Raw genomic sequence first — 22367 nt, forward strand, 5'->3', positions numbered from 1 at the left:
AGACCCGGAAGCGGATCGCTTCCGGGTCTTCCTTGCGGCTGCGCGCGCGTGGTTACGCGGTGAGCTTGGCCAGGGCCGCGTCGATGCGGGCGAAGGTCTTGTCCTTGCCCAGGATCTCCAGGGACTCGAAGAGGGGCAGGCCGACCGTGCGTCCTGTGACCGCGACGCGGACCGGGGCCTGGGCCTTGCCGAGCTTGAGGCCGTGGGCCTCGCCGGCGGCCAGGACGGCCTCCTTGAGGGACTCGGGCGAGCTCCAGTCGGCCGCGTCCAGCTTCTCGCGGGCCGTCGTCAGGAGGGCGTCCGAGCCTTCCTTCATGGCCTTCGTCCAGCTCGCCTCGTCGAAGACCGGCTCGGCGAGGAAGAGGAAGTCCACGTTGTCCGTGATCTCGGAGAGGACCTTGAGGCGGGTCTGGGCGTGGGGGGCGATCGCCGCCCACTTCGCCTCGTCGAAGTCCTCCGGGGCCCACGGCGCGACCGGAGCCTTCAGCCACGGCTCGCAGCGCGCCGCGAACTCCTTCGGGTCGAGCAGGCGGATGTGGTCGCCGTTGATCGACTCGCACTTCTTGAGGTCGAAGCGGGCCGGGTTCGGCTGGACGTCCTTGACGTCGAAGGCCGCCACCATCTCGTCGATGGAGAAGATGTCGCGGTCGGCGGAGAGGGACCAGCCGAGGAGGGAGAGGTAGTTGAGCAGGCCCTCCGGGAGGAAGCCGCGCTCGCGGTACAGGTTGAGCGAGGACTGCGGGTCGCGCTTCGACAGCTTCTTGTTGCCCTCGCCCATGACGTACGGCAGGTGGCCGAACTCGGGCACCAGCTTGGCGAGCCCCAAGTCCTTGAGCGCCCAGTAGAGGGCGATCTGGCGCGGGGTGGAGGAGAGCAGGTCCTCGCCGCGCAGGACGTGGGTGATCTCCATCAGCGCGTCGTCGACCGGGTTGACGAGCGTGTAGAGCGGGGCGCCGTTGGCACGGACGATGCCGTAGTCCGGGACGTTCTCGGGCTCGTACGAGATCTCGCCGCGGACCAGGTCGTTGAACGTGATCTTCGTGTCGGGCATGCGGAAGCGGACGATGGGCTTGCGGCCCTCGGCCTCGTACGCGGCCTTCTGCTCGGCGGTGAGATCGCGGCAGTGGCCGTCGTAGCCGGAGGGCTTGCCGGCGGCGCGGGCCGCGTCGCGGCGGGCGTCCAGCTCCTCGGTGGAGCAGTAGCAGGGGTACGCCCGGCCGGCCTCGACGAGCTTGTCGGCGACGTCCTTGTAGATGTCCATCCGCTGGGACTGGCGGTACGGCGCGTGCGGGCCGCCGACCTCGGGGCCCTCGTCCCAGTCGAAGCCGAGCCAGCGCATCGCGTCGAGGAGCTGCTCGTACGACTCCTCGCTGTCGCGGGCCGCGTCGGTGTCCTCGATGCGGAAGACCAGGGTGCCCTGGTTGTGGCGCGCGAAGGCCCAGTTGAACAGGGCGGTGCGGACCAGGCCCACGTGGGGGTTACCGGTGGGCGAGGGACAGAAACGGACACGTACGGAGGAGGAGGGGACGGGTGCGCTAGCCACGCTTGACAACCTTGTTGGTGAGAGTGCCGATGCCTTCGATGCTGACGGCGACCTCGTCGCCGACGCTGAGCGGGCCGACCCCTTCCGGGGTGCCCGTGAGGATGACGTCGCCGGGGAGCAGCGTCATGGCCTCGGAGATGTTGACGATCAGGTCCTCGATGGACGTGATCATCTGCGACGTGCGGCCGAGCTGGCGCTGCTGGCCGTTGACCGTGCACTGGATGGTGAGGTCGGAGGCCTGCTCCAGCGAGAGGTCGGTCTCGACCCAGGGGCCCAGCGGGCAGGAGGTGTCGAAGCCCTTCGCCCGCGCCCACTGCTTCTCGCGCTTCTGTACGTCGCGGGCGGTCACGTCGTTGGCGGCCGTGTAGCCGAAGACGACGTCCTTGACGCGCTCGCGCGGGACCTCGCGGCACATGCGGCCGATGACGACGGCGAGCTCCGCCTCGTGGTGCAGCTCCTCGGAGAAGCCGGGGTACTGGATCTCGGCGCCCGGGCCGATCACCGACGTCGACGGCTTGAAGAAGGCGAAGGGCGTGTCCGGGACCTCGTTGCCCAGTTCCTTCGCGTGCTCCGCGTAGTTGCGGCCGAAGGCGACCACCTTGTTCGGGAGCACGGGGGGCAGCAGCCGGACCTTGCTGACCGGGACCTTCGTACCGGAGAGTTCGAAGTCCGCGAACGGGATGCCCTTGATGATGTCGAGGACGAGCTCGTCTGGCTTGTCGCCCTCGACCGCGCCGAAGGCGACGTTCCCGTCGATGGAGAATCTGGCGATGCGCACGGTCTGCTGCGCCCCTTTTTCTGGCGTTGGCCCGGTGGGATGTGACCGCCCCAGGCTAACGCGGTGGCGCCGTCGCCGTTGTGCCGCCTGTTAGGCCGCCGGGGCGGTCTCCGGCGCCACCATCAGGATCGTGCGCTTCGGGTTGGCCGTGTTGGTGGGGAGCGTCGCCGGGTGTTCCGGTACCGCCGGCCCGGCCTGGATCTCGTCGGCGTCCGCGAGGTGCGCCAGCGTCGTGCGCCGCGGGTTGGCAATGTTCTGGAACATCATCGTCTTCGTCATGAGGGTGCTCGGGAACCTTCTCCGTAGTCTGGTGAGTCTGGTGGGCCATCCCTTTAAAAGGTCAGGCTAAACATCCGATTCCCGCCGAAAGCCGGGAAGTTACGATCACCCGTGTGTGAGTTTGCTCACTGGGCACCTCGCAAATAGGGCACTTCGGGCCGCCAACTCCCGTCCACGAAACGGACATTACGCGACTGAAGCCACTATTCCGTTCCCGATCACAGCCACAAGGGAACCCCCCTGGCGTACGCGGAAAGCGCCGCAATGTCCGGGTTGAAGCAGGTCGAGTTGTACGTCCCGTGACTCTCCTCTTACATCGCGTCACGCAGGGTGCGGCAGCCACCTCGGGCCTTGTTGGAGATCCTGCACTGTGCTGGAATCGCGTGGACCGCCGCAGGTACAGAACCGGCGCACACGGGCGCATCGCAGCGCCGAGCAGCGGCGGACAGGGGGAATCCGCGCCGGTCACTCACGACCACAGGGGGACGTTTCAGGTCGTCCCCCGAACGACGCCGACACCGTCTTGTCCGTGTATACGGGCGGGGCGCCTGGTCCAGAGGTTGCGACGCTAGTGCAGGGACGTAAGAACAGGGATGGCAGCGCTGCGGCGGAGCCGGAGCCGCGCGGCGGGACCGGCCCGACAGCCGGCGGCACCCGGCCCCCGCACGCCCAGAACCCCGGACGCACCGCGTCCGTCGACACCTCGGAGGCCGACGGGCGAAGCGGCGCTTCGGGCTCGGGCACGCCGTCCTCGGCGAAGCCCAGGGGCCCCATGGGGCCCGGTTCCCGGCTGGCGCTGCGCAACTGGCGCATCTCGACGCGTCTCGTCTCGCTGCTCGCGCTGCCCGTGGTCGCCGCGACCTCGCTGGGCGCGCTGCGTATCGCCGAGTCCCTGAACGACATCCAGCAGCTCGACAACATGAAGCTGCTGACCGAGATGACCAAGCAGGCCACCGAGCTGGCCTCGGCGCTCCAGGAGGAGCGCGACCAGGCGGCGGGCCCGCTGTCCAACGGCTCCTCGACGCGCGACTTCAACGTCAAGTCGACGCGGGAGAAGACCGACCGCGCCCAGGACACGTTCCTGCAGAGCACCACCGACATCAAGGCCGACGGCGAGACCGGCAGCCTCAACGGTGTGCGAGAGCACGCGGTGCAGATCGCCCACGAGCTGATCAACCTCAACAAGATCCGGCAGGGGGCGTACGACGACAAGTCGAACTCCTCGCAGACCGTCGACTCCTACGCCCGCATCATCGACGAGCTGCTCTCCCTGTCCACGGACATGGCGCAGGCGACCAGCAGCCCCGAGATGATCCAGCGCACGCGCGCCCTCTCGGCCTTCTCCTCCGCCAAGGAGTACGCCTCCGAGCAGCGCGCCATCATCGCGGCCGGTCTGCCGCCCAACAGCGCCCGGTTCGGCAAGCTCTCGGAGACCGACCGGCAGTACGGTCTCGCGGCCGCCGAGAACCAGGAGTCGCAGCTCCAGTCGTTCAAGGCCGTCTACGGCGCCGTGCCCGCGCAGGAGCTGCTGAAGCCGATCGAGGAGAACAACTCCACGATCAAGGCCGCGGACACCTACGCGAACCGTGTGCTGCAGAAGTCCGACGGCATCAGGTCGCAGGACAAGCGCTCGTACAAGGACTGGGTCGACGCGGACACCACGCGCATCCAGGAAATGTCCAAGATCGAGCTGACCCTGCTCAACCAGATGGAGCAGCAGGCCCGCGAGCTGCGCAACGCCTCCGAGCGCTCGGCCATCATCAACGGTGCGCTGATCCTGCTCGTGCTCGGCGTCTCGCTCGTCGGCGCCTTCGTCGTGGCCCGGTCCATGATCCGCTCGCTGCGCCGGCTCCAGGACACCGCGACCAAGGTCGCCCAGGACCGCCTGCCCGAGCTGGTCAGGGAGCTGTCCGAGTCCGACCCGCAGGACATCGACACGTCCGTGGAGTCGGTCGGCGTGCACTCGCGCGACGAGATCGGCAAGGTGGCCGCGGCCTTCGACGACGTGCACCGCGAGGCCGTGCGTCTCGCCGCCGAGCAGGCCCTCCTGCGAGGCAACGTCAACGCGATGTTCACCAACCTCTCGCGCCGTTCGCAGGGCCTCATCCAGCGTCAGCTCTCGCTCATCTCCGAGCTGGAGTCCCGCGAGGCCGACCCGGACCAGCTGTCGTCGCTGTTCAAGCTCGACCACCTCGCGACCCGCATGCGCCGTAACGGTGAGAACCTGCTCGTTCTCGCCGGTGAGGAGCCCGGTCGCCGCTGGACGCGGCCCGTGCCGCTCGTCGACGTGCTGCGTGCCGCCGCGTCCGAGGTGGAGCAGTACGAGCGCATCGAGCTGGCCGCCGTGCCCGCGACCGAAGTCGCCGGACGCGTCGTCAACGACCTCGTGCACCTGCTCGCCGAGCTGCTCGAGAACGCGACCTCGTTCTCCTCGCCGCAGACCAAGGTGAAGGTCACCGGTCACGCGCTGCCCGACGGGCGTGTGCTGATCGAGATCCACGACACCGGCATCGGCCTCTCCCCCGAGGACCTCGCCGCGATCAACGAGCGGCTCGCGTCGCCGCCCACCGTGGACGTCTCGGTCTCGCGCCGCATGGGTCTGTTCGTGGTCGGCCGCCTTTCGCAGCGCCACGGCATCCGTATACAGCTCCGCCCCTCCGACTCCGGTGGTACGACCGCGCTGGTCATGCTTCCCGTGGACGTCGCGCAGGGCGGCAAGAAGCCTTCCGGCAAGGGCGGCCCCGGTTCCGGTGGTCCGGCCGCCGCGCAGGCCGCGGCCGGTGTCGCCGCGGCGCGGCGCGGCCAGGCGCCCGGCAACTCCGGTGCTCCGGCCGGTCTCCTCGGTGGCGGCTCCGGTGCCCCCGGCGGGCGGCCGCAGGTCGGTGCCGGTACGGGTGGGCCGCGTGCGGCGCTGCCCGCGCGCGGCGGTGGCCCGCAGGCGCCTGCCGGTTCCGGTGCCAACGGCCCTTCGGGCCCCTCCGGTCCGTCCGCCCCCTCCGGTCCTTCCGGCCCTTCCGCTCCGGACGTGTTCAGCAAGGGGCAGGCTCCCGGCGGTCCCGTGCCGCCGCAGCAGCGCACCCACAGCGACCCGAACGAGCCGCGTGGCCGGCGCCCGGTGCTGCCCCCGCGCGGTGGCCCGCGCGCCGAGCTGCCGGGCGGCAACCCGCAGCCCCGCACGCCGAGTTGGGGCGACGAGAACGCGCAGCCGAACCTGGACGTTCCGCGCGGTCACGACGAGCCGGACTCCACGGCCCGCTTCCCGCGCGTCCACGACGACCGCCAGGGCCCGCCCCAGCAGGGTGGCCCCGGCCCTTCGCAGGACTCCGGCCAGTTCGTCCGCTCGGACGTCTTCGGCCCGCGCGGCGGCAACACCGGCGGGCCCGACACGGCGAACGGCTTCCAGGACGGCGGCCTCACGGACCGTCAGGACCCGTCCGGCAGCGGCCAGTTCAACCAGCCGCAGGGCAATCAGCCGTCCTCCGGTCGGCACCAGCGCCCGCAGGAGCCGTCGAGCACCGCTCAGTTCCCGCGCGTCCAGGACCCGTCCAACACCGGTCAGTACGGCCGGCAGCAGGGCCCGTCGGACAGCGGCGGCTTCCCCCGCCCGCAGGACACCTCGTCCGGCACCGGCCAGTACAACCGCCCCCCGAGCGACCCGGCCAACACCGGCCAGTACAGCCAGCAGCAGGGCGACCCGTCGGCCACCGGCCGGTTCCAGAACCCGCAGGAGCCGTCGAGCACCGCTCAGTTCCCGCGCGTCCAGGACCCGGCCAACACCGGCCAGTACAACCGCCCCCCGAGCGATCCGGCGAACACCGGCCAGTACGTGCAGCCTGAGGGCCGCTCGGCCACCGGTCAGTTCGAGTTCACGCCCCCGAAGCCGCCTCAGCGCAACGGCGCTCAGAACCAGGGCATCCCGGCGCAGCCCTCGCAGGAGGACTTCCTGCCGCCGGGCGACGGTTCGGGCGGGGACGGCCGTACGCCGCTGTACGACACGCTGGAGACGAACTGGTTCCACGGCCAGAACAGCCAGAACCAGGGTCAGGCTCAGAACCAGAACCAGGGTCAGAACCAGGGTCAGAACGGTCGGAACCAGAACGGTCAGGGCCGGAACCAGGGCATGCAGCCGCCGAGTAGGCGCCCCGAGCAGGGTCTCCCGCAGCGGCCGCAGGCACAGGCTCCCTCTGCCGCCCCCTCACGCCCCGCCGCGTCCCCGGACCCGGCCGAGGCCAACTGGCGGCAGTCCCCCAACGACGACCTGATGCGTCAGGCCGAGCGGGTGCGCAAGCCCGCCGCGGGCGGCGTCACCCACTCCGGTCTGCCTCGCCGTGTGCCGAGGGCGAACCTTGTGGCGGGAACCGCCCAGGAGCAGCAGACTCAGACCGGTCCTCAGGTCTCGCGCGCGCCCGACGAGGTGCGCGGTCGGCTGACCAATCTCCGTCGGGGCATCCAGCAGGGGCGGCAGGCCGGCAACACCGGCAGCTACCCCAGCCCCACTCACCAGCAGGAGCGTTAGTTGAGCCAGATGAGCCAGGCGGCACAGAACCTGAACTGGTTGATCACGAACTTCGTGGACAACACACCGGGTGTTTCGCACACGGTCGTGGTGTCCGCGGACGGGCTGCTGCTCGCGATGTCCGAGGGGTTCCCGCGCGATCGCGCGGACCAGTTGGCGGCCGTGGCGTCGGGACTCACCTCGCTCACGGCCGGCGCGTCCCGGATCTTCGAGGGCGGCCCGGTGAATCAGACGGTCGTGGAGATGGAGCGCGGCTTTCTCTTCCTCATGTCCATCTCGGACGGCTCGTCGCTCGCGGTGCTCGCGCACCCGGACTGCGACATCGGCCTCGTCGGTTACGAGATGGCCCTGATGGTCGACCGGGCGGGCTCTGTGCTCACTCCCGACCTGCGCGCCGAACTCCAGGGCAGCCTGCTGCACTGAGGCCCGTAACGGCCGGTAACCCCGGCCTCCATCGCAGTCTGCTTCATCGGCAGCCCAGGAATCCAGTCAGCGCACGCAATCCGCACACCCGATGTTCCGCCGTCACAATCCCCCCACCGGCCCACCCTGAGACGGCAGGCCCCCGCACTTGTCGTCCCGCCCGGAGGATCCATGACCCCGCCCATCGACTCATACGACCCGTACGGCGCAACCGCCCACGCCGCGTACGGTCCCGAGGGCGACCAGCCCCTGGTCCGCCCCTACGCGATGACCGGTGGCCGGACCCGCCCGCGCTACCAGCTCGCCATCGAGGCGCTGGTGAGCACGACGGCCGACCCCGCGGCCCTGATGACGCTGCTGCCGGAGCACCAGCGCATCTGCCACCTGTGCCGCGAGGTGAAGTCGGTGGCCGAGGTCTCGGCCCTGCTGTCGATGCCGCTCGGTGTGGCCAGGATCCTCGTCGCGGACCTGGCCGAGGCCGGGCTCGTCGCCATTCACCAGCCGGGCGGCGACGAGGCCAACGGCGGTGCGCCGGACGTGACTCTGCTCGAAAGGGTGCTCAGTGGACTTCGCAAGCTCTGACGGCGCGCTGGGCGCGACCCCCCGTGCCACCACCTCGGCGAAGATCGTGGTGGCGGGCGGTTTCGGCGTCGGCAAGACCACGTTCGTGGGCGCCGTCTCCGAGATCAACCCGCTGCGCACCGAGGCCGTCATGACCTCGGCGAGCGCCGGGATCGACGACCTCACTCACACCGGGGACAAGACGACCACCACGGTCGCCATGGACTTCGGCCGCATCACGCTCGACCAGGACCTGATCCTGTACCTCTTCGGTACACCGGGCCAGGACCGCTTCTGGTTCATGTGGGACGACCTGGTCCGCGGCGCGATCGGCGCCGTCGTCCTCGTCGACACCCGCCGCCTCGCCGACTGCTTCCCCGCGGTCGACTACTTCGAGAACTCCGGCCTCCCCTTCGTCATCGCCCTCAACGGCTTCGACGGAGCACAGCCGTACACCCCCGAAGAGGTGCGCGAGGCCCTCCAGATCGGCCCCGACACCCCGATCATCACCACCGACGCCCGGCACCGCGCCGACGCGAAGAGCGGCCTGATCACGCTGGTGGAGCACGCCCTGATGGCCCGCTTGAAGTAGCCGGACGCCTGTCAGAAACGGTCGGATCCCGGTCATCAAGTGGCTGGATCCTTACGGCAGTTGTCGTAGCCCCCTTCGGCGACCCCTGTGGCCTTTGACACGCCGGGCCGTGCTGTTCATAACGTTTCGAAAGAGAATTCCCAGGGCACCGACACACGTCGCGCACAGCCGGTTCCACTGCGCTCACAAGAGCCCCGCCTTTTGGCGGGGCTCGCTCTTTATGACCGTTTTATCTGGGGTATGCGTCACGCGGAGCTTCCGCTTCCGACTGTTTGGAAGTGCGCCTCCTGACGTGCTGGAATGCGCTGAACTGCCCAGTAGGAATGGGCCTGGAGACATACAGCGGCACAACGTAGGTGCCGACGCCGAGAGGTTGTTGGTCGAGTGAGGCGAAGCAAGAACAGTCCCGAGCCGGTCTCGGCGCGGGGCAACTTCACCCCGCCCCCGCGCGACGCGGCGCGGACCGCACCGGCGGCCGAGGCCATGGCGCCGGCATCGTCGGGCGGGCGCATGTCGCCCCGTAACTGGCGTGTACCCACCAAGCTGAACGCCATCCTCCTCATACCCGTGGTCGTCGGCCTCGTCATGGGCGGCTTCCAGGTGTCGAACTCGATCGACACCTGGCAGGAGGCCGAGGACGCCGAGAACACCGCACGTCTCGTGCAGGCCTCGCTGACGTACGGCAACCGCCTCATCGAGGAGCGCGACACCACCGCCGCCCCCCTCCTCCAGGGCAAGAAGGACGACCCCAAGGTCGCCGAGACCCGCGAGGCCACGGACGCCGCCGCCGAGAAGTTCCACGCCGCGGCCGAGAACATGCCGCAGAAGGAAGGCCTCCAGCGCCGCATGGCGCAGTTCACCAAGGTCGAGCCCCAGCTGAAGAAGCTGCGTGCCGCCGCCTACACCTCCAGGCTGTCCGGCGTGCAGACCGAAGAGGGCTACGTCGCCATCCAGCACCCGCTGATGGAGTTCGCCAACGAGCTCGGCCTCGGCACCGGCAACATCACCAGCTACGGCCGCACCGTCTACGCGATCTCGCTGACCAAGGCGGCGCTCTCGCTGGAGCGGTCCATCGGCATGCACCTCCTGGTGAAGCCGGGCCCCGGCGCCACGAACCTGAGCCGCCAGCGCACCGCGCTCGGCAGCTACGCCTACCTCGAGAACATCGCCATCGAGGAGTACAAGGGCGGCGGTACGGCCGAGGACCTCCAGAAGCTCGAGGGCACGATCAAGAAGCTGAAGTCCGACGGCGCCAAGCAGGCAGCCGCGGCCAAGGCCAAGAACCCCTCGTACGTCCCGCCGCCCGAGACCACGAAGATGGTCGGCGCCATCGTGGCCCTGCCCAGCACCCAGCCGAGCGCCCGGCTCGCGCTCGCCCAGAAGGGCGTCACGCCCGAGAACTGGTGGGCGGTCAACACCGCGAAGTTCGACGCCTACCGCACGATCGAGTCGAATCTCGCGGACAAGGCCGTGACCGAGGCCTCGGCGATCGCCGCCGACGCCAAGCGCGAGGCGATCACCATCGGTGCCGCCGTCGTGGTCGCCCTGCTCGCCGCCTTCCTCATCGCCGGGCAGATGGCCCGGCAGATGTCCCGCTCGATGCGCCGACTGCGCTCCGCCGCCTTCGACGTGGCCGAGCAGCGCCTGCCGATGCTCGTCGACCAGCTCTCGCGCACCGAGCCTGGCCGCGTGGACACCCGTATCCAGCCGATCCCGATCGTCACGACGGACGAGATCGGCGAGGTCGCCCGCGCCTTCGACCAGGTGCACCGCGAGGCCGTCCGGCTCGCCGCCGAGCAGGCCCTGCTCCGCGGCAACATCAACGCGATCTTCACCAACCTGTCGCGCCGCAACCAGTCGCTGATCGAGGGCCAGCTGACCCTCATCACCGACCTGGAGAACAACGAGGCCGATCCGGACCAGCTGGAGAACCTCTTCCGCCTGGACCACCTCGCGACCCGTATGCGCCGCAACGGCGAGAACCTCCTGGTGCTCGCGGGCGAGGAGCCCGGCCGCCGCTGGGACCAGCCGGTCCCGCTGGTCGACGTGCTGCGCGCCGCCTCCTCCGAGGTGGAGCAGTACGAGCGCATCGAGCTGGCCGGCGTCCCCGAGGCCGAGATCCACGGCCGCGCGGTCACCGACCTCGTGCACGCGCTCGCCGAGCTTCTGGAGAACGCGACGACGTTCTCCTCGCCGCAGACCAAGGTCCGCGTCACCGCGACCCGTCTCCCTGACGGCCGCGTCATGATCGAGATCCACGACAAGGGCATCGGCCTCACCGCCGAGGACTTCGCGGACATCAACCACAAGCTGGCCAACCCGCCGACGGTGGACGCCGCGATCTCCCAGCGCATGGGCCTGTTCGTGGTCGGCCGCCTCTCCGACCGGCACGGCATCCGCGTGCAGCTGCGCCCCTCGGGCGAGCAGGCGGGTACGACATCGCTCGTCATGCTGCCCGAGGCGATCACGCACGGTGGTGGCGGCGGGGTCCTGGAGGACTCCGAGTTCACCGTCTCGACGATGATCCCGAAGCAGGCCGCGTTCGAGCACACCCCGCTGCGCACGGCCGCCGAGCTCGGCTTCGACGACAGCCGTTACGACGTCCCGGACGACGCCCGCGAGTTGGACCCTGTCGGCCGTTCCCTCATGCGTGAGGAGCGCCGCGCGGCCCTGGAGGCGCAGCAGCACGACCCCACCCAGGACCAGCAGCAGCACTCGCAGGAACGCCCGCTCTTCCGCGACGAGTTCCAGCCACAGCAGCCGCAGCAGGACCGTCCGCCCTTCGCGGAGCAGAACCCGTACGACACCCGGCAGGCCCCGTACGACAACCGTCAGCAGCTCGCCTACGACGATCCGCAGCAGGACGTCTACGACGAGCACCAGGGCGGCTACGACGCCCCGCAGCAGAGCGGATTCGACGGCCGGCAGCAGGGTGGTTTCGACGGCCGGCCGCAAGGCAGCTTCGACGGGTTCGTCCCCGTGCAGCCCACCCACGACACCGGTCAGCGGGACGGGTTCACCTCCGGGTACGCCCCGCAGGACGGCTATGCGGAAGCTCCGCGGGAGTCGTACAACCCCTTCGAGCCGTCCGCGCCGAGGGCCGACTGGCAGGCGCAGGACGCCTACCGGGAGCCCTACCAGGCCGATTTCCAGGGCCCGTTCGGCCCCGAAGCGGAATCCGCTCCGGGCACTGCCGCGACGGACCGGGAACGCGTAGGCTTCGACGGACACGGCGTCACCCCCTCGGCAGATCCGACCGGACCGGCCCCCTCCGCACCCCACGCGCTGACCGACGCAGGTCTGCCGCGGCGCGGTGGCGGTGCCCCGCAGGAGCCGGCTCCGACCCCCCAGCAGGCCCCCGAGACCCACTCCGACGAGGACACCTCCTGGCGCTCGGCCAACGACGCCCGGTGGGTGCGCGCGGAGCAGCTCAAGAAGCCGAAGGCGGGCGGGGTCACCGCCTCCGGGCTGCCGCGCCGGGTACCCAGGGCCAACCTGGTCGAGGGCACGGCGGAGTCGACGCCTCAGGGCGGCCCACAGGTCTCCCGCGCGCCCGAGGACGTCCGGGGCAGGCTCAGCAACCTGCGTCGCGGCGTACAGCGGGGACGCAGCGAGGGCAGCAGTGATACGAACGGCCAGGCCACCAACAATCAGCACGGTGGCCCTGACAGCACCTACAACCAGGAGCGTTAGTGTGAGCCCGATGAGCCAGGCGGCACAGAACCTGAACTGGTTGATCACCAACTTCGTGGACAACACCCCCGGTGTGTCCCACACTGTGGTGGTCTCCGCCGACGGACTCCTTCTGGCGATGTCCGAAGGGTTCCCCCGCGACCGCGCCGACCAGCTGGCGGCCGTCGCCTCGGGTCTGACCTCGTTGACCGCGGGCGCCTCCCGCATCTTCGAAGGCGGCCCGGTGAACCAGACAGTTGTGGAGATGGAGCGAGGATTCCTCTTCATCATGTCCATCTCCGACGGCTCTTCTCTCGCCGTCCTTGCACACCCTGAGGCGGACATTGGCCTCGTTGGGTACGAGATGGCCCTTCTTGTCGACCGGGCGGGCACGGTTCTCACGCCGGACCTGCGGGCGGAGCTTCAGGGAAGCCTTCTCAACTAACAAACAGACAGTGCGTATTCGCGCCCCGTGGCCGTAAGGTTTCGGGACGCGGCTCCACAGTGATGGTGCCCAGCGCAGTCGGAGGAGGAAGTTCGTGTCTGGTTCAGCAACACCCCCGAGCGGTTCGTCGGCCCAGTGGCCGCCCTACGGCCACGGCCAGGGGCGGGGCCAGGCAGGCATGGGTGACGACGGATCCCAGAACCGGTACAACTTTCCGTCTTCCCCCTCGTCGGCGAACCACGCCCGACCGACCCGGCAGCCCGGTCCCTACGACCAGCCGCCCGCGCCGCGCATCCAGCCCGTGCAGCCGCAGCCGCGTCCTGACGCGAATCCCGCACCCGCTGCGAAGAACAACCCGCTGGTGCGCCCGTACGCCATGACGGGCGGTCGCACAAGGCCGCGGTACCAGCTCGCCATCGAGGCGCTGGTGCATACCACCGCGCAGCCGCACCAGTTGCAGGGCCAACTGCCCGAGCACCAGCGGATCTGCAATCTGTGCCGGGAGATCAAGTCGGTGGCCGAGATCTCGGCCCTGCTCGCGATCCCTCTCGGTGTGGCCAGGATCCTCGTCGCCGACCTCGCGGAGGCGGGACTGGTCGCCATTCATCAGCCCGGCGGCGACGAGAGCGCCGGCGGCCAGCCAGACGTGACATTGCTCGAAAGGGTGCTCAGTGGACTTCGCAAGCTCTAGCGGAGGGCCGGCTGCTCCAAGCCGTTCCACCACATCGGCGAAGATCGTGGTGGCAGGTGGTTTCGGCGTTGGCAAGACCACGTTCGTGGGCGCCGTCTCCGAGATCAACCCGCTGCGCACCGAGGCCGTCATGACGTCCGCATCGGCGGGCATCGACGACCTCACTCACACCGGGGACAAGACGACCACCACGGTCGCCATGGACTTCGGCCGCATCACGCTCGACCAGGACCTGATCCTGTACCTCTTCGGTACACCGGGCCAGGACCGCTTCTGGTTCATGTGGGACGACCTGGTCCGCGGCGCGATCGGCGCCGTCGTCCTCGTCGACACCCGCCGCCTCGCCGACTGCTTCCCCGCGGTCGACTACTTCGAGAACTCCGGCCTCCCCTTCGTCATCGCCCTCAACGGCTTCGACGGCGGACAGCCGTACAACCCGGACGAGGTGCGCGAGGCCCTCCAGATCGGCCCCGACACCCCGATCATCACCACCGACGCCCGGCACCGCGCGGACGCGAAGTCGACGCTGATCACGTTGGTGGAGCACGCCCTGATGGCGCGGCTGCGGTAGCACTCGCGGCCACCCGGCGGGGCTTGAAGAGTCACGCACTGAGGCCCTCCTCCCGAACCGGGAGGAGGGCCTCAGACGTGTGTGTGCGGCTCAGCGCCAGCTGTGCGGCGCCCGGAAGCCGGGCTCGCGCTCCAGACGACGCCACCCCGCCCGGTCCCGCCGAAGGCGAGGGGCCTCGGGAGTGGCGGTGGCGCGGGCCAGCAGGATCGCGGTGATGGCCGCGACCTCCTCCGGCTCGGCGTGGCCCTTCTCGACGCGAATGTCAGGCATGGACATGTGGCAGGTCTCCTACGACTAGTGCCGGTTACTGCGGCGGGTTGCCGTGCTTGCGGGACGGCAGGTCGGCGTGCTTGGTGCGCAGCATCGCCAGGGACTTGACCAGCACCTCACGCGTCTCCGCGGGGTCGATCACGTCGTCGACCAGGCCGCGCTCCGCCGCGTAGTACGGGTGCATCAGCTCGGCCTTGTACTCCTTGACCATCTTCTGGCGCATGGCCTCGGGGTCCTCGGCCTCGGCGATCTGCCGGCGGAAGATCACGTTGGCCGCGCCCTCGGCGCCCATGACCGCGATCTCGTTGGTCGGCCAGGCATAGGTGAGGTCCGCGCCGATGGACTGGGAGTCCATGACGATGTACGCACCTCCGTACGCCTTGCGCAGGATCAGCGAGATCCGGGGCACGGTGGCGTTGCAGTACGCGTACAGCAGCTTGGCGCCGTGCCGGATGATGCCGCCGTGCTCCTGGTCGACGCCGGGCAGGAAGCCGGGGACGTCGAGCAGGGTCACGATGGGGATGTTAAAAGCATCGCACATCTGGACGAACCGGGCGGCCTTCTCCGAGGCCTCGATGTCCAGGACGCCCGCGAGGGCCTGCGGCTGGTTGGCGACGATGCCGACGACCTGGCCGTCGAGCCGGGCCAGCGCGCAGATGATGTTGCGCGCCCAGCGCTCGTGGATCTCCAGGAAGTCGCCGTCGTCGACGAGCTCCTCGATGACCTTGGTCATGTCGTACGGGCGGTTGCCGTCGGCCGGGACCAGGTCGAGCAGGACGTCGCCGCGACGGTCCGCCGGGTCGTCGGACTCGACGGTCGGCGGGTTCTCCCGGTTGTTCTGCGGAAGCATCGAGAGCAGGTAGCGGACCTCGGCGAGGCAGGTCTCCTCGTCGTCGTACGCGAAGTGGCTGACGCCGGAGGTCTCCGCGTGCACGTCGGCGCCGCCCAGGCCGTTCTGGGTGATCTCCTCGCCCGTCACCGCCTTGACGACGTCCGGGCCCGTGATGAACATCTGCGAGGTCTCGCGGACCATGAACACGAAGTCCGTGAGCGCCGGGCTGTACGCCGCGCCGCCCGCGCACGGGCCGAGCATCACGCTGATCTGCGGGATGACGCCGGACGCCCTGGTGTTGCGCTGGAAGATGCCGCCGTAGCCGGCGAGCGCGGAGACGCCCTCCTGGATACGGGCGCCCGCGCCGTCGTTCAGCGAGACCAGCGGGGCACCGGCCGCGATGGCCATGTCCATGATCTTGTGGATCTTCGTGGCGTGGGCCTCGCCCAGCGCGCCGCCGAAGATCCGGAAGTCGTGCGCATAGACGAAGACCGTGCGGCCCTCGACCGTGCCCCAGCCGGTGATGACACCGTCGGTGTGGGGCTTCTTGGCCTCCAGGCCGAAGCCGGTCGCCCGGTGCCGGCGCAGCTGCTCGACCTCGTTGAACGAACCCTCGTCGAGGAGCAGCTCGATGCGCTCGCGCGCCGTCAGCTTGCCCTTCGCGTGCTGGGCCTGCGTCGCCTTCTCGCTGGGTCCGGCCAGAGCCTGCGCGCGAATCGCGTGCAGCTCGGCCACGCGTCCACGGGCGTCGGTGGGCTCGTCCCCCGGGTTCGAGGCGGTGTCGTCCAAAACGGTCATGTAGTGACCTTACGAAGTGCACCCCTGAAAACGGTCCGTCGACTCCGTACAGTCTCCGGCCCGTTTTCCTGGTAGCCCTGAACAGAACCCTGCCGACAGGGGGCCGAAGTGACTGCTCAGCGCGGGTCCGTCTTGTAGACGTCACACAAAGCCGCGCCCTGAGACCCGCCTCACACCACCCCGTGGCCGCGCGCCCCGCGCACCCCCGAAAGGGCGACCGGGAGCATATCGGGCTGTAATCGAGGAAGCACACATCGTTTGATGTTGAACATTGAACATCATCGCGCTACAGTCGAAATCAGTTGATGGTTCAACGTTCAACATCAACGTGTCACCGCATCACTCCACCTGGCACCCCCGTGCCGCCCGTCCCCAAGGAGCACGTCATGGGCATCTTCGGCCGCAAGAACGAGTCCGCCACCACCCCCGCCGCTGCCGCCGCGCCGGCCAACCCGGATCTCGCCGCCATCACCGGCGACTACACCGTCGACCCCGCTCACACCACGCTCGGCTTCGTCGCCCGGCACGCCATGGTGACCAACGTGAAGGGCAGCTTCAGCGACTTCACCGGCTCGCTGCACCTCGACGGCTCGGACCCGGCGAAGTCCACGGCCTCCTTCGACGTGCAGATGGCGAGCATCTCGACCGGTAACGAGGACCGTGACGGCCACCTGAAGAGCGCCGACTTCTTCAAGATCGACGAGTTCCCGACGATGACCTTCCGGTCGACCTCCGCCGAGTCCCTGGGCGGCGACGACTACCGCATCACGGGCGACCTGACGATCCTCGGCACCACCAAGCCGCTCAGCATCGACCTGGAGTTCAACGGCTCCGCGACGGACCCGTTCGGCAACCAGCGCGTGGGCTTCGAGGGCAAGACCGAGATCCTCCGCTCGGACTGGGGCCTGACCTGGAACGCCGCGCTGGAGACCGGTGGCGTCCTGATCTCGGACAAGATCAAGCTGAACTTCGACATCTCGGCCATCAAGGAGGCCTGAGGTTCGACCACGAGTTGCGGCGGCCACGAGGTACGTGGCCGCCAACTCGGCGTAGCGGGCGCCCCGTTCGAGCAATTCGACGTGGGTGCCCTTGGTGTGTGCGCGGACCGGCGTGCGACACTGCCCCCGGCAAAAGAGCGAGCGGCTGCTGGACGAACTGCCGGGAGAGTCATGAGGACCGCGCCAAGTGCCCGTCCCTGAGCGGAGTACCGACGCCGAGGGCGTCAGACGGGAGATCCTCGACGAGGGCGCGGGGTCCGCGCCTTACGTGTTGCGCGACGCCCGTGTCACCGGCGTGCTGCGGCTGGACGGGGCGGAGGTCCGGCGGGCCGTGCGCTTCGAGGCGTGCCGGTTCGACGAAGCGGTGAGCCTGGAAGGGGCGAGCACGCTCGGCGTCGCGTTCACGGGGTGCGTACTGCCGGGGCTGCACGCCTCGACGGCCCGGTTCGGCGGCCGCGTCGACCTGCGGGGCTCGACGATCGGCGAGCGCGACGGGGCCGGGAGCGCCGTGGACCTGGTGCACGCCGACCTCGCGGGCGGTATCCGGCTCGACGGGGCGCACCTGGTCGCACCGGGGCGGATCGCCCTGGAGGGCGGCGGGGCCGTGGCGCGGGGCGGCGTGTTCTGCGAGAACGGGTTCGTCGCGGAGGGCGAAGTCGGCTTCCCCGGCGCCGAGTTGCCGGGCGGGCTGTGGATGCGCGGCGCCCGCATACGCGTGGGGGCGGCGGACGTGTACGCGTTCCAGGGCGACGGCCTCAGCGCGTCGAACGTACGGTGCCAGGGCCTGCGGGCGGACGGCAGGATCCGGCTGCGCGGGGCGCGGGTGACGGACCTCGTCTCCTTCCAGGACGCCGAACTCGGCGGCACCGGCTCGTCGTTGATGTGCGTGGGCATGCGCGCCGAGGCCATCGACCTCGCGTTCGCGCGCACCCCGGCGGGCGGGGTGAACCTGCGCAACGCGTACGTGGCCAGGCTCCAGGACGACCCCCGGACCTGGCCCGCGACGCTGGGCCTCGACGGACTGACGTACGACTGGCTGGGCGACGTCGCCCCCACGCGCCGCGAGGACGTCACGTCCCGGCTCGCCTGGCTGCGCCGCCACCCCGTCTACGCGCCGCAGCCGTACGAGCAACTCGCCGCGCACTACCGGCGGTCAGGACACGAGGACGAGGCGCGCCGGGTCCTCCTCGTGCGCGAGCGCAGGCGGCGCGGCACGCTCGGCCCGGCCGGGAAGGCGTGGGGGCGGCTGCTCGACGGGACCGTCGGATACGGCTACCGCCCCTGGATCGCCGGGATCTGGCTCGCCCTGCTCACCCTCCTCGGCTCGCTCGTCTTCCACGCGCATGAGCCCGTACCGAACAAGCCGGGCGAGGGCGCTCCCTTCAACCCGGTCGCGTACACCCTCGATCTGCTGATCCCCATCGGCGGCCTCGGCCAGCGGGAGGGCTGGCACTGGGCCGAAGCGGGCGTGCAGGGCCTGTCGTACGCGCTGATCGCGGTCGGCTGGATCCTGACGACGACGCTGCTCGCCGGCGTGACGCGGACGCTGAGCCGGAACTAGACCCCGCCTCCACCCGTACGTGACGCGTGCCACATCCGCGCGTCGCCGTGTCACAACCCGCCCGCCCCGATCCGTCTCCTCCGTGAGCAGCCACGGGAGGAACCGGATGTCCGCACGCACGGAACGCAACGCGCCCGCCCCCGCCACCGGTGAACGCCTCGCCGACTGGGCCGACGGCCGACTCGGCGTGTACGGCCTCGGCCGGAAGTACCTGCGGAAGGTGTTTCCCGACCACTGGTCGTTCATGTTGGGCGAGATCTGCCTCTACACCTTCCTCATCCTGATCCTCACCGGCGTCTATCTGACGCTGTTCTTCCATCCTTCGATGAACGAGGTGACGTACAACGGCAGTTACGTGCCGCTGAAGGGCATCCGGATGTCGGAGGCGTACTCCTCGACGCTCGACCTCAGCTTCGACGTGCGGGGCGGTCTGCTCATCCGGCAGATCCACCACTGGTCGGCGCTGATCTTCGTCGCGGCGATGTTCGTGCACATGATGCGGCACTTCTTCACCGGCTCGTTCCGCAGGCCCCGCGAGCTGAACTGGCTGTTCGGCTGGCTGCTGCTGTTCCTCGCCCTCTTCGAGGGGCTGCTCGGCTACTCGCTCCCCGACGACATGCTCTCCGGCGCGGGCATGCGGCTGATCGAGGGCATGACGCTCGCCATCCCGATCGTCGGCACGTATCTGTCGTTCTTCTTGTTCGGCGGCGAGTTCCCGGGGGACGACATCGTGGCCCGCTTCTACTCGATCCACGTCCTGCTGCTGCCCGGCATCATGGCGGTGCTCGTCGTCACCCACCTGATCCTGGTCTTCTACCACAAGCACACGCAGTATCCGGGCCCGGGAAAGACCGAACGCACCGTCGTGGGCGAGCCGTTCTTCCCGAACTACGTCGCCAAGGCGGGCGGCTTCTTCTTCCTCGTGTTCGGCGTGGTCACGCTCGTCTCGGCGGTCGCGTCCATCAACCCGGTCTGGGTGTACGGCCCTTACCGCCCGGACCATGTCTCCACCGGGGCCCAGCCGGACTGGTACCTGGGGTTCGCGGAGGGTCTGGTGCGCGTGATGCCCGGCTGGGAGGTCGTCCTTGGCGGCCACACCCTCGCGCTCGGCGTCTTCATCCCGTTCCTGGCGTTCCCGCTGTGGCTGGTGCTGATCGGGGTGTACCCGTTCGTGGAGGCGTGGGTCACCGGCGACAAGCGGGAGCACCACATCCTGGACCGGCCCCGGAACCGCCCGGTGCGTACGGCCCTCGGGACGGCCTGGCTGACCGGCTTCCTCGTCGCGATGGCGGCCGGCGGCAACGACCTCTGGGCGACGCACTTCCACCTGTCGGTGAACGTCATCACGTGGGTCGCGCGGGTGGCGCTGTTCGCGGGCCCCGTCCTCGCGTTCATCGTGACGAAGCGGCTGTGCCTGGGGCTCCAGCGGCGCGACCAGGAGAAGGTCCTGCACGGCCGGGAGACCGGCCGCATCAGGCGCCTCCCCCACGGCGAGTACGTCGAGGTCCACGAGCCCCTGGACCGGGGCGAGTCGTACCGCCTCACCCAGCACGAACAGCCCGCGGCCCTGGAGGAGCTGCCCGAGGGGTCCGGGGTGCGCGGGCGCGTACGGGTCGCTCTGTCGCGGTGGATGTTCGGAGCGGAGTCCCAGATCCCGAAGGCCCGCCCGGAGCTGCCGCCGGAACGGGACCGGGAGGCGGCTGCCCGGCGTCCGTGAACGCGGCGGGGGCTGTCAGTCCTCGTCGACGATGGTCGTGCTCGCGTACGACGCCCCCGGGGAGACGCGGATGACCTTCGAGCAGCTCGAGTCCTTCGTGGTGAACACAAATACGCTTCCGGTGTACACCCGATTGAAATTGACGCTTCCGCCGGAATCAAGGCTTCGCTGAGAGCTCCGATATCCGCGGGAGTCCAGCCAATAGACGGTGAGATCGGTGCTCGAATCGTTATCGATGCTCCAGGTGATCGGCAAGCCGCTCGTCGAAGCGAGTCGGTCCTCGTCGTCGCATCGGTAGAACGAGGTGCCCCGACTCCGATAAAAGAAGGGGATATAGGTGTCCGTCGGGGACGGCTCGTCGGTCGTGGGGTCGTCCGACGGCTCGTCCGATGTGGGATCGTCCGTCGGCTCGTCCGACGTGGGGTCCTCGGTGGGCGGTGTGGACGAGACCGCCGTCCTGACCGGGTCGGCGTTGCCGGAACCGCCCCCGACGGCGTCGGAGGGCCTGGCCGTGCCGAGTTTTATCGCGACCAGCGCGATCACCACACTGAGCACGGCGCATATCCCACCGATTATGGTCCAGACACCCGCTGACCGGTGAAAGAATCCTGGACCATTCGACCCACCATTACCGCCCGCCCCACCGCTCATGACGCATTCCCCCCGAAGTCATGGAGGAATTAAAGCAGTCACGCAATTGCCGGGCCATAGTCGGCGCGGGTCGTCAGAACCCGCCCCCGAAGTCGCCGCCACCCCCGCCGAAGTCGCCACCGCCACCGCCGTCGCCGAAGCCGCCGCCGAAGTCGCCCGGGTCGAAGTCGGAGCCGGAGACGTCGCCGCCGTCGAAGCCGCCGCCGAAGTCACCGCCGCCGTAGTCGGCCGCGTAGGCGGGGCTCGCCAGCATGGAGCCGAGCACCGTGCCGACCAGCAGGCCCGGCAGCATGCCGCCGCCGAAGTAGCCGCCGGCCCACGGGCCGTACGCCGGGCCCGCGTCGTAGTACGGGCGGCGCTCCCCCGCTCCCGCGTCGACCGTGCGCACATGCGGGTCCTCGCCGTCCCGCAGCCGCGTCGCGTCCGCCGCGCAGACCGGGACCTCGCGGGAGGCGCCGCCGGGCGGCGTCCACAGGGCGTCCTCGGTGGAGGGGCCGTGGCGCGGGTCGAAGAAGCAGGGCGCCCTGCGCTCGGGCAGCGGGCGGCCCTCGCGGCGCGCGGCGAGCTGCGCGAGGGAGAACCGGCCGTCCTCAAGGGCCTGCGTCACGCCGCGTACGTCGTCGGGCCGCCGGGCGTCGTTCATGTACTGCTTGGCCTTCTCGTACGCGTCGAGCGCCCGCTCGAAGTCCGCGCGCATCGCGTCGTCGGCCCCGGCCTCCGCCGGGTGGAAGTCGAGCCGGTCGAGCTCCTCGCCGAACGCCGTGATGTCCTCGTCCACCACGACCCGCAGCTTGTCGAGGGCCGCGCGCTGCTCCTCCTCGCGCTTGCGCCGGTTCCGCCTGCTCAGGGCGTACACACCGGCGCCGCCGGCCACGACGACCGCGCCGACACCGATCAGCGGGCCGACAGACACGCCGTCGTCGCCGCCGGCGTCCCAGGCGGCCGGAGCCGAGCCCTTCGCCGTACTGAGCGACGTGCTGACGAAGTCGTCGAGCTGGCTCTTGGCCGCCTGGCCCTGCACGCTGTCCACCGCGTTCTTGACGGATTGCGCCGACATCACCTGCTTGTCCGCGCCCGCGTTGAACTGTGCGCCGAGGCGGACCCCGTAGACGCCGACGATCCCCGTCTTCGCGCGAAGGTTCCTGAGCAGATTCTGCGTCGGGAAGTCGGCGGGCAGCACCGCCACCATCACCGGTTTGTCCGCGTCCTTGATCTTGTTCTCGAGCGATTCGACGTCGTCCGACGTCAGCCCGTCGGCCGCGCCGGGCGCGACGTAGACAGGGCTCTTCTCCAGGGCGTCGGCCACGGTGGAGACGTCCGTGGCGGCGGACGCGGGTGGCGCCACCGTGAGAGTGGCGCCCAGGGCGAGGAGCGGGGCGGCGAGGGCGGCGATGAGGGGCCTCATACCCCGACGCTAACTCAGCGCGGCGCACCAAGCCCCTCCCGGGCCCGACCGGGAAGGACTTGAT

General features: G+C 69.8%; 18 protein-coding genes. 11 read left to right on the forward strand and 7 right to left on the reverse strand.

Annotated features, from left to right (window positions below):
* Positions 1–52 precede the first annotated feature (52 nt).
* The 3 genes from gltX to OKJ99_RS09255 all read right to left on the reverse strand — a co-directional run bounded on the left by gltX (position 53) and on the right by OKJ99_RS09255 (position 2600).
* Entirely contained in the window at positions 53–1552 is a 1500-nt protein-coding gene (gltX, locus tag OKJ99_RS09245) for a glutamate--tRNA ligase (RefSeq protein WP_326015366.1), read from the reverse strand.
* Positions 1536–2321 (reverse strand): fumarylacetoacetate hydrolase family protein, encoded by a 786-nt coding sequence (locus OKJ99_RS09250; protein WP_326015367.1) that lies wholly within the window; start codon positions 2319–2321, stop codon positions 1536–1538. The genes gltX and OKJ99_RS09250 overlap by 17 nt, the downstream gene beginning before the upstream one ends.
* A gap of 90 nt (positions 2322–2411) precedes the next feature.
* Positions 2412–2600, reverse strand: coding sequence for a hypothetical protein (locus OKJ99_RS09255; RefSeq protein ID WP_326015368.1), 189 nt, complete (start codon positions 2598–2600; stop codon positions 2412–2414).
* Positions 2601–3171: 571 nt separating this feature from the next.
* Between OKJ99_RS09255 and OKJ99_RS09260 the strand changes: the two genes are divergently transcribed.
* The 8 genes from OKJ99_RS09260 (at position 3172) to OKJ99_RS09295 (ending at position 14071) form a co-directional block, all read left to right on the forward strand.
* Positions 3172–7116 (forward strand): sensor histidine kinase, encoded by a 3945-nt coding sequence (locus OKJ99_RS09260; protein WP_326015369.1) that lies wholly within the window; start codon positions 3172–3174, stop codon positions 7114–7116.
* A 9-nt stretch (positions 7117–7125) separates the two neighbouring features.
* Positions 7126–7539, forward strand: a complete 414-nt coding sequence (locus OKJ99_RS09265; protein WP_266718905.1) for a roadblock/LC7 domain-containing protein — start codon at positions 7126–7128, stop codon at positions 7537–7539.
* A 171-nt stretch (positions 7540–7710) separates the two neighbouring features.
* On the forward strand, positions 7711–8121 hold the full coding sequence (locus OKJ99_RS09270; RefSeq protein WP_326015370.1) for a DUF742 domain-containing protein: 411 nt from the start codon (positions 7711–7713) through the stop codon (positions 8119–8121).
* Positions 8102–8692 (forward strand): GTP-binding protein, encoded by a 591-nt coding sequence (locus tag OKJ99_RS09275; RefSeq protein WP_326015371.1) that lies wholly within the window; start codon positions 8102–8104, stop codon positions 8690–8692. Before OKJ99_RS09270 ends, OKJ99_RS09275 begins: the two co-directional genes overlap by 20 nt.
* A gap of 384 nt (positions 8693–9076) precedes the next feature.
* Positions 9077–12385, forward strand: coding sequence for a nitrate- and nitrite sensing domain-containing protein (locus OKJ99_RS09280; RefSeq protein ID WP_326015372.1), 3309 nt, complete (start codon positions 9077–9079; stop codon positions 12383–12385).
* A 10-nt stretch (positions 12386–12395) separates the two neighbouring features.
* The gene (locus OKJ99_RS09285; protein ID WP_266714481.1) at positions 12396–12809 is read left to right on the forward strand and encodes a roadblock/LC7 domain-containing protein; all 414 of its coding nucleotides are present in this window, start codon (positions 12396–12398) and stop codon (positions 12807–12809) included.
* A gap of 94 nt (positions 12810–12903) precedes the next feature.
* Positions 12904–13500 (forward strand): DUF742 domain-containing protein, encoded by a 597-nt coding sequence (locus tag OKJ99_RS09290; protein WP_389282630.1) that lies wholly within the window; start codon positions 12904–12906, stop codon positions 13498–13500.
* Entirely contained in the window at positions 13481–14071 is a 591-nt protein-coding gene (locus OKJ99_RS09295) for a GTP-binding protein (protein WP_326015373.1), read from the forward strand. Before OKJ99_RS09290 ends, OKJ99_RS09295 begins: the two co-directional genes overlap by 20 nt.
* A gap of 90 nt (positions 14072–14161) precedes the next feature.
* Here OKJ99_RS09295 and OKJ99_RS09300 read toward each other — a convergent pair whose 3' ends face one another.
* Complete coding sequence (locus OKJ99_RS09300; protein WP_326015374.1) at positions 14162–14347, reverse strand: acyl-CoA carboxylase subunit epsilon; 186 nt, start codon at positions 14345–14347, stop codon at positions 14162–14164.
* 28 nt (positions 14348–14375) lie between these two features.
* A complete protein-coding gene (locus OKJ99_RS09305; protein WP_326015375.1) occupies positions 14376–15971 on the reverse strand; it encodes an acyl-CoA carboxylase subunit beta in 1596 nt (531 codons plus the stop codon).
* A 386-nt stretch (positions 15972–16357) separates the two neighbouring features.
* Here OKJ99_RS09305 and OKJ99_RS09310 point away from each other — a divergent pair, with 386 nt between their 5' ends.
* The 3 genes from OKJ99_RS09310 to qcrB all read left to right on the forward strand — a co-directional run bounded on the left by OKJ99_RS09310 (position 16358) and on the right by qcrB (position 20247).
* Complete coding sequence (locus OKJ99_RS09310) at positions 16358–16969, forward strand: YceI family protein (RefSeq protein WP_326015376.1); 612 nt, start codon at positions 16358–16360, stop codon at positions 16967–16969.
* A gap of 187 nt (positions 16970–17156) precedes the next feature.
* Positions 17157–18530 (forward strand): pentapeptide repeat-containing protein, encoded by a 1374-nt coding sequence (locus tag OKJ99_RS09315; RefSeq protein WP_326015377.1) that lies wholly within the window; start codon positions 17157–17159, stop codon positions 18528–18530.
* 106 nt (positions 18531–18636) lie between these two features.
* Positions 18637–20247, forward strand: coding sequence for a cytochrome bc1 complex cytochrome b subunit (gene qcrB, locus OKJ99_RS09320; RefSeq protein WP_326015378.1), 1611 nt, complete (start codon positions 18637–18639; stop codon positions 20245–20247).
* Between the two features lie 15 nt (positions 20248–20262).
* On the opposite strand, the gene OKJ99_RS09325 is transcribed toward qcrB, so the two are convergent.
* Positions 20263–20802 (reverse strand): hypothetical protein, encoded by a 540-nt coding sequence (locus OKJ99_RS09325; protein WP_326015379.1) that lies wholly within the window; start codon positions 20800–20802, stop codon positions 20263–20265.
* A gap of 169 nt (positions 20803–20971) precedes the next feature.
* Positions 20972–22303 carry a hypothetical protein gene (locus OKJ99_RS09330; RefSeq protein WP_326015380.1) on the reverse strand — a complete coding sequence of 444 codons (1332 nt, stop codon included), beginning with the start codon at positions 22301–22303 and terminating at the stop codon, positions 20972–20974.
* Positions 22304–22367 lie beyond the last annotated feature (64 nt).

The sequence above is a fragment of the Streptomyces endophyticus genome, from assembly GCF_035798155.1.
Lineage (GTDB): Bacteria > Actinomycetota > Actinomycetes > Streptomycetales > Streptomycetaceae > Streptomyces > Streptomyces endophyticus.